This is a genomic window from Cupriavidus sp. FW305-46, from assembly GCF_058787075.1.
This window is the reverse complement of the sequence record NZ_JBYSZI010000121.1, coordinates 1-6,297: the sequence shown is the minus strand read 5'-3', so window position 1 is coordinate 6,297 and position 6,297 is coordinate 1. Positions and strand designations below refer to the sequence as shown.

The window sequence follows — 6,297 nt, the reverse complement described above, 5'->3', positions numbered from 1 at the left end:
CCGCCGCCGTAGTACGGGGGCACCTGGGCCACGTCCAGGCGAGTCAGGAACGTCCTCTCGGTGACACGGCCAAGCTTGATGGTGGCGTTCACCGGCGTGACCTGCGGCGGCTGCGGCGTGCTGCTGCAGGCAGCCAGCACCGGCAGCAGGCCGCACAGGGTAAGGAGGGCAAGCGGTTTCATGGCGAGATCAGGCCGGTCTTGAGCCGGCCAAGCAGTCGGAACAGGGCGCGCCGGTCGGTCTCGGCCAGGCCGGAGAACAGTTGCCCGATCCAGTCCTCATGCGCGCGCGCCATGCGCGAGAACGCGGCGCGCCCGGCCGGGGTCAGGCGGATCAGGTAGGCCCGGCGGTCAGCGGGCAGGGCCTCGCGCGAGACCAGGCCTTCCTGCTGCAGCTGGTCGGTGATGCCGGTGACGTTGCCGCCGGTCACCATCATGCGGCGCGACAGCTCGCCCATCTTCAGGCCTTCCGGATGGCGGTCGAGCTGTGCCATCAGGTCGAAGCGCGGCAGCGTGCAGGCAAAATCCTGGCGCAGCCGCGAACGGATATCGCCCTCGATCAGGGTGGTGCAGGTCAACAGCCGCAACCACAGCCGCAGGGCTTCGTGCTCGGTCTGGTCGGCACGGGTTTCAAGGTCGACCGGCGCGCTTTCGGCGCCGGCGGCAGGGGAGGGGTTTGGCATCTTCAGTGCATCGGTGCGCAGGTGTGCGGCCGCAGCCGCCAGGGGCCGCCCACGAGGCGGGCAGCCAACATTTGATGCCTCAAGTATATGCGCGATACGCGCCGCCGCCCTGCCGGCGATCAAATCGGCGTCAATCCACCTTGGCGCCGGAATCCTTGACCACCTTGGCCCACTTGGCGGTCTCGGCGCGGATGAATGTGGCGAACTGCTCCGGCGTATTGCCGACAGGCTCGGCGCCCTGCGCCTGCAGGCGTTCGCGCACGGCCGGGGCGTTCAGCGCCTTGGCCACTTCCTGCTGGATGCGGTGGATGACGTCAGGCGGCGTGCCGGCCGGCGCCAGCATGCCGAACCAGGAGCTGGCTTCATACTGCGGCAGGCCCGCGGCCTGGGCGATGGTCGGCACGCCCGGCAACGCCGGCGACGGCCTGGCGCTGGTCACCGCCAGCGCCTTGAGCTTGCCGCTCTTGATCAGCGCCATCGACGACGGCAGGTTGTCGAACATCACCTGCATGGTGCCCCCGGCCAGGTCCGTCAGCGCCGGCCCGCTGCCCTTGTACGGGAAGTGGACCATATAGGTCCTGGTCTGCGTCTTGAACAGCTCCCCGGCCAGGTGGATCGAGGTGCCGTTGCCGCTGGAGGCCATGTTGATCTTGCCGGGGTTGGCGCGCGCGTAAGTGATCAGGTCTTTGACGCTGTCGATCTTGTTCTGCTGTGCAAACGCCGGGTTCAGCACCAGCACGTTGGGCACGGCCGCCACCTCGGTGATCGGGGCGAAGTCCTTGATCGGATCGAACGGCAGCTTGCCGTACAGCGACTGGTTGATGCCATGGGTGCCCACGGTGCCCATCAGCAGCGTGTAGCCGTCCGGCGCGGCCTTGGCGACGATGTCCGCGCCGATATTGCCGCCGGCACCGGGCTTGTTGTCGACCACCACGTTCCAGCCCGGCAGCCTGGCCAGCTCTGCGGCCACCGCGCGGGCCAGGATGTCGGTGGTGCCGCCGGCGGCAAAGGGCACCACCAGCCGGATCGGCTTGGCCGGGTACGGGTCGGCGGCCAGCGCCGGCTGGCTGGCGAACGCGGCAAGGCTGGCGGACAGCAGCAGCGCGACGACGCGCCGGCGAGTGGGTTGCATGGGCGGTCTCCTGGTGTGGCCCGCTCCCGGTGTCCTGGGGGCGGCTATGGTCAGTGCATTCTAGTCGGCACCCGCAGTGGCGCCGATGAGGTAATGCCCTATGGGGCCGCAGCGCCGCGCCAATGGAAAAAGGCACCCGAAGGTGCCTTTCAATCTCAGTCTTGCGACTGGCGATCAGAACTTGTGGCGGATGCCGATGGCGGCGCCAATCATCTTGTCTTCGCCGGTACCCAGGAAGTAACCATTGGCGAAGCTGATTGCCGAGGTGTCGAAGTTCAGGCCGGCGTTCTTCGAGAAAGCCGTGGTCAGGTACACGTCGGTGCGCTTGGACAGGTTGTAGTCGGCCACGAACGAGATCTGCCAGGGGTTCTTGATGTTGTTGGTGGTGTTGACGGTGGCAGCGGCCGGGTTGAAGTTCTTGACGTCGTCGTAGTAGTACGCGAGCGTCAGGCCCAGTGCCGGCGTGACCTGGTAGTTGGCGCCGACCCAGTAGTAGTTGTCCTTCAGGATCGTATTGTCGTTCACATGCTTGCTCATGCCCCAGCGATAGCCAGCCATCAGCTTGGCCGGACCGAAGGCATAGCTGGCAGCGACTGCGGCCTTCTTGAATTCGCCGGTGCCGCCGGCGGCGTTCAGGGTCGGGTTGTACTGGTCATAGGCGCCGCTGATGCCGAACGGGCCGGCTGCCCACGACACGCCGGCACCGTAGCCGGTGTCGCGGCGGAACTGGCCGGCGACTTCGCCACCGCCTGCAACGCCGTTGCCGAACGACCAGTGCGCGACCGCGGTCACCGGGCCGAACTTGCCGGTGTACTTGGCAGTGTTGTCCGAGCGGAAGTTCAGGCCCAGTTGAGCGACCACCGGCTCGTACTGGGTGGCATAGCCGGTCGGCGAGAAGTTGGCCATCATGTCGAACAGCGAGGTGTACTGGCGACCGAAGGTCACGCGGCCCACCTGGGCGCTTTCCAGGCCGACATAAGCCTGACGACCGAACAGGCGGCCGCCTTGCTGCGAGCGCCCGTCATCCAGGCCGAAACCGCTTTCCATCACAAACAGTGCCTTCAGGCCGCTGCCCAGGTCCTCAACGCCGCGCAGACCCCAACGCGAACCGGACAGGCCGCCGGACGACATGCGGAAGAGGTTCTCCGACGGGCCGGTCGCAAATCCGTTGGCCGCCGACGGCGTGACGCTCGACATATTGCTCACGTACTCGATGTTGGCATCCACCACACCGTAGAGCGTGACGCTCGATTGGGCCTGCGCCGCCCCAGCAAATGCGCCAAGCGCTGCCAGCGCCAGAAGCGATTTCTTCATGCTCGTTGATCTCCACTGTAAGAATTATTGGTGACGGCCCGGGAGAACCTCCTGTTGGTCTCCATCCCCCGTGCGTCAAACTTCCTTGGAAGTTGCGAAGTACTGTAACAAACAACCCTTAATTCACTACTCAGGCCAATCCCCCTTGTCTTCTTTTAACAACTCAGGGTTTCTGAGTAGCCGGGCGCATCAATGCAAGGCGGGATGCGGGTTGGCGCCGATTAGAGGCAAGCTACAATGCGGGTAATCCCGATGGCCCCCTGCGCGTACCGCAGCCGCAGCTGCGCACCCCACGATCGCTGGGACTGCCGGGAACGAAGACCAACTGCCTCTGCGACATGGACACCCTGATCAAAGAATTCGACGTGGCATTGCGCGCCATTGCCGGCGCTACGCGCACCGCGCGCGCCAACCCGGCCGACCGGTTGGCGCCGGACACCGAACAGATGAGCGCCGATGAACGCCGCCACGTGGCCGGGCTGATGCGCATCAACCATGTCGGCGAGGTCTGCGCGCAGGCCCTGTACCAGGCCCAGAAGCTCACCGCGCACGACGGCGCGGTGCGCGCGCAGATGGATGCCGCGGCGCGCGAAGAGGAAGACCACCTGGCCTGGTGCGCCGAGCGCCTGCGCGAGCTGGGCTCGCGCCCGAGCCTGCTCAACCCGTTGTGGTACGCCGGCGCCTTCGCCATCGGCTGGATGGCCGGCCGCGCCGGCGACCGCGTCAGCCTGGGCTTTGTCGCCGAGACCGAGCGCCAGGTCGAGCACCACCTGGGCGGGCACCTGGACCGCCTGCCCGAGGCCGACGGCCGCTCGCGCGCCATCCTCGAGCAGATGCGCGACGATGAGATCCGCCACGGCGATGCCGCGCGCGATGCCGGCGGGATCCCGTTGCCCGCCCCGGTGCGGGCGCTGATGCGCGGCGCCTCGCGCGTGATGACCACCGCCGCCTACCGGATCTGAGCCGGCCCTGCCTGCCCCCCGCCGGCCCTGGTTCCGGCGGGGCTGGCGGGCAATTGTTGTATCCTTCCTTCGCGCGACGGGGCAGGTCTTTCCCGTGCCGCCGGCAGTTCCTCCGCAAGTGGTTCTCAGGTGGTTTCTCGGCTTTCCTCCCTAAGATCTTCATTTCATTAAGGATTCACTTTTTCGGTGCGTGAGGTGTGCGCGCTAAGTCATTGTTCTGATTCAAAAAAACTCGTTTGCTGCCCTGCAACCAGCCTTGACCCGCCATATCGCTTCCTCTAAAGTGGGAAATAGTGTGAGGAAGTGTATTTTTGTGTGAAATTGGGCCCCGGCCGTGGGATGATGTCGCCATAGTCGGAACAGAAGGGATTCACGCGCATGCTGGCCGACTACCGGCCGGCATGGACCGGGAGCAAGCTTGTTTCAGGGAGCATCGGCACTCTCGCTGGATGCCAAGGGGCGGATGTCCATTCCGTCCCGGCACCGCGAGGCGCTGCAACAGCAGGCCGAGGGCCGGGTGACGCTGACCAAGCACCCGGATGGCTGCCTGTTGCTGTTTCCCCGGCCCGAGTGGGAAACCTTCCGCACGCGCATTGCAGCGCTGCCGATGGATGCGCACTGGTGGAAGCGCATCTTCCTGGGCAACGCCGCCGACGTGGAAATGGACGGCGCGGGCCGGGTGCTGATCGCCCCGGAGCTGCGCAGTGCCGCCATGCTCGACAAAGAAGTCATGCTGCTCGGCATGGGCAGCCATTTCGAAGTGTGGGATGCCGCGACCTACGCCGCCAAGGAACAGCAGGCGATGGCGCAGGGCATGCCCGAAGCATTGAAGAATTTCTCTTTCTGACGAGGTCATGAGTCCAACCGGAACGCCGGCAACCCCCGCCCTGCGCCATCGCACCGTGCTGCTGGACGAGGCCGTCGACGCCTTGGTCTGGCGGCCCGACGGGGTCTACGTCGACGGCACCTTCGGCAGGGGAGGGCACAGCCGGGCGGTGCTGGCCCGGCTGGGGCCAGACGGGGCCCTGGTTGCGTTCGACAAGGACCCAGCAGCAATCGCAGAAGCGGGCACCATCAAGGATGCCCGCTTCTCCATTGAGCACGCGAGCTTTGCGGCCATGGCCGAGCGCCTGTCGGGGCGCGGCCACGTCGCCGGCGTGCTGCTCGACCTGGGGATCAGCTCGCCCCAGATCGACGAGGCGGCGAGGGGGTTTTCCTTTCGTTTCGAGGGCCCGCTGGACATGCGCATGGACACCACGCGCGGCATCACTGCCGCGCAGTGGCTGGCGCAGGCGGATGAGCAGGACATTGCCAGGGTGATACGAGACTATGGGGAAGAACGGTTTGCTGTACAGATTGCAAAGGCGATTGTTGCTCGCCGGAGCGAACCCGGCGATGGCGGACCCATCGCCACTACTGCCGACCTTGCCGCGCTCGTGGCGAAAGCCGTCAAAACACGCGAGAAGGGTCAGGACCCTGCGACCCGCACCTTTCAGGCTCTACGGATTCACGTCAATCAAGAGCTTGAGGACCTCGAAAGAGGGCTGAAGGCGGCGTATGAACTGCTGCAGGTCGGAGGGCGCCTGGTGGTGATCAGCTTCCACTCGCTGGAGGACCGCATCGTCAAGCGGTTCATGGCGGCGCACGCCCGTCCCCAGCAGGATGCCGACCCGGCGCTGCGCCGCGCGCCGCTGCGCGCGGCCGACCTGCCGCAACCGACGCTGCGCCTGCTCGGCCGCTACAAGCCGGGCACTGAAGAGGTGGCCGCCAACCCGCGCGCGCGCTCGGCCGTGATGCGCGTGGCCGAGAAGCTGGCCCCTGCCGCGACCCCTGCGGGCGGAGGCGCACGCGCATGAACCGCCTGACCTTCTTCCTGCTCGCCGCGCTGATCCTGTGCGCGCTGTCGCTGGTGAGCGCGCAGCACCAGGCGCGCACGCTGTTCGTCGCGCTGGAGCGGGCCCAGGCTGAAGAGAAGCAGCTCGATATCGACTGGTCGCGCCTGCAGTACCAGCAGAGCGCGCTGGGCAAGAGCGCGCGCATCGCCGACGCGGCGCGCGCGCAGCTGAAGATGGCGCCGGTCAACCCCGGCAAGACCCAGTACCTGTCCGGCATCGTGCTGCCGCCGCCTGCCGAGGCGGCGTCGGCCAGTGCCGCGGAGGCGCGCCGATGAGCATGGCCCGTCCCAACCCCCCCCCCCCGGCCCCCCA

At 66.8% G+C, this 6,297-nt stretch carries 7 protein-coding genes and 1 pseudogene; 4 read left to right on the top strand and 4 right to left on the bottom strand.

The genetic code is table 11. The annotated features are described in order from the left end of the window. From AC3WON_RS30795 to AC3WON_RS30780, 4 genes and pseudogenes are all read right to left on the bottom strand, one after another. Positions 1 to 182, bottom strand: a pseudogene (locus AC3WON_RS30795) (hypothetical protein); the annotation flags it as partial. Continuing rightward, positions 179 to 682 (bottom strand): MarR family winged helix-turn-helix transcriptional regulator, encoded by a 504-nt coding sequence (locus tag AC3WON_RS30790; protein ID WP_340530623.1) that lies wholly within the window; start codon positions 680 to 682, stop codon positions 179 to 181. The pseudogene AC3WON_RS30795 and the gene AC3WON_RS30790, both read right to left, overlap by 4 nt. Before the next feature lie 130 nt (positions 683 to 812). Beyond that, positions 813 to 1,814, bottom strand: a complete 1,002-nt coding sequence (locus AC3WON_RS30785) for a tripartite tricarboxylate transporter substrate binding protein (RefSeq protein ID WP_492353449.1) — start codon at positions 1,812 to 1,814, stop codon at positions 813 to 815. A gap of 174 nt (positions 1,815 to 1,988) precedes the next feature. Beyond that, a complete protein-coding gene (locus AC3WON_RS30780) occupies positions 1,989 to 3,128 on the bottom strand; it encodes a porin (protein ID WP_492321583.1) in 1,140 nt (379 codons plus the stop codon). A 338-nt stretch (positions 3,129 to 3,466) separates the two neighbouring features. Between AC3WON_RS30780 and coq7 the strand changes: the two genes are divergently transcribed. The 4 genes from coq7 to ftsL all read left to right on the top strand — a co-directional run bounded on the left by coq7 (position 3,467) and on the right by ftsL (position 6,260). Continuing rightward, positions 3,467 to 4,090: a 2-polyprenyl-3-methyl-6-methoxy-1,4-benzoquinone monooxygenase gene (gene coq7 / locus AC3WON_RS30775; protein ID WP_492321582.1), complete on the top strand. Its 624-nt coding sequence runs from the start codon at positions 3,467 to 3,469 to the stop codon at positions 4,088 to 4,090. Positions 4,091 to 4,508: 418 nt separating this feature from the next. Next, positions 4,509 to 4,937, top strand: coding sequence for a division/cell wall cluster transcriptional repressor MraZ (gene mraZ / locus AC3WON_RS30770; RefSeq protein WP_010814778.1), 429 nt, complete (start codon positions 4,509 to 4,511; stop codon positions 4,935 to 4,937). 7 nt (positions 4,938 to 4,944) lie between these two features. Then, positions 4,945 to 5,946, top strand: a complete 1,002-nt coding sequence (rsmH, locus tag AC3WON_RS30765) for a 16S rRNA (cytosine(1402)-N(4))-methyltransferase RsmH (protein WP_013958081.1) — start codon at positions 4,945 to 4,947, stop codon at positions 5,944 to 5,946. Continuing rightward, entirely contained in the window at positions 5,943 to 6,260 is a 318-nt protein-coding gene (gene ftsL, locus AC3WON_RS30760; protein WP_011616092.1) for a cell division protein FtsL, read from the top strand. The genes rsmH and ftsL overlap by 4 nt, the downstream gene beginning before the upstream one ends. Positions 6,261 to 6,297: the final 37 nt, after the last annotated feature.